General features: G+C 44.2%; 1 protein-coding gene. It reads right to left on the bottom strand.

Annotated elements, in window-relative coordinates; all coding sequences use genetic code 11:
• The coding region (locus ACP45E_RS05315) for an IS30 family transposase (protein WP_083251587.1) at nt 1–877 on the bottom strand (877 nt) is incomplete at its 3' end.
• Nucleotides 878–969 lie beyond the last annotated feature (92 nt).

Raw genomic sequence — 969 nt, 5'->3', positions numbered from 1 at the left:
GCTTCTGTGTCACATGTGACATAGAAGTTCGTTTTGGCAAGTATTGTCGAATTAGTCCGTTAGTGTTTTCATTGGTTCCTCGTTCCCATGAATGGTATGGATTTGCAAAGTAAAACAAACAGCTATGGTGCTTTTCTAGTTGGGCGTAGCCGTGAAACTCTGTGCCATTATCTGCTGTAATTGTCTTAAATGGTAAATCAGAGCGGGTCATGATTTTACTCATTCTAACGTTGAGTGATTCGCTCGTTCTGTCATCCATTTGACCGATAAAAGTGTAGCCGGTCATCCTATCGACCAAAGTGACGATACAGTGCTTGGTGCCGCGACCAACGACCGTATCAATTTCCCAGTGGCCTGGTTCTTTTCTGTGCTCAGCAGCTTTCGATCTTTCGGTGATATGACGCTTGTTAGCTAGGCGTCCTCGACTGTCTTTTGAGTTGTATCTCTTGCGCCTTTTCTTGGTGGATTGACGCAAGTGTTTCCATAGCGTGCCACCTAGAGCTTTGTCATTCCAAACGTGCTGATAAATGAGCTCATGGCTCATTGTTGGGTAGCCTCTAACTTTAAGGTATCCAACAATTTGGTCTGGGCTCCAATCCAGTCGTAGCAAGGCTTCAGGCAGTCTAAAATCGAGTTCGTTGTAACGTTTATTTCTGCGCGAGCGGCTTAGCCGATTACGAGCCATTTGTTGAGCTCTCCAGGCCTGATAGGAGTGCCGTTTAAAGTGTCTGTTGTATCGGGAATTACGTTCAATTTCTCGATAGATAGTGGCTTTGTGACGGCCCAGTTGTTTAGCAATTTTAGCGGTACTAATTCCTTGCTTTCTAAGCGCAGAAATCATATACCTTTCATTCTCAGTGAGGTGCGAATATTTCATGTTTTTTACTTCTTGGCGGGAGCAAACTTCATGATTATCGCACTTTACTGTTTTTATGTTCAGAGGTGTCGCACTTCGTACTTGAATCCAAG

Origin of the sequence: Vibrio genomosp. F10 str. 9ZD137, from assembly GCF_049974785.1 — a bacterium.
GTDB lineage: Bacteria > Pseudomonadota > Gammaproteobacteria > Enterobacterales > Vibrionaceae > Vibrio.
This window is presented reverse-complemented; position numbering and strand designations above follow the sequence as displayed.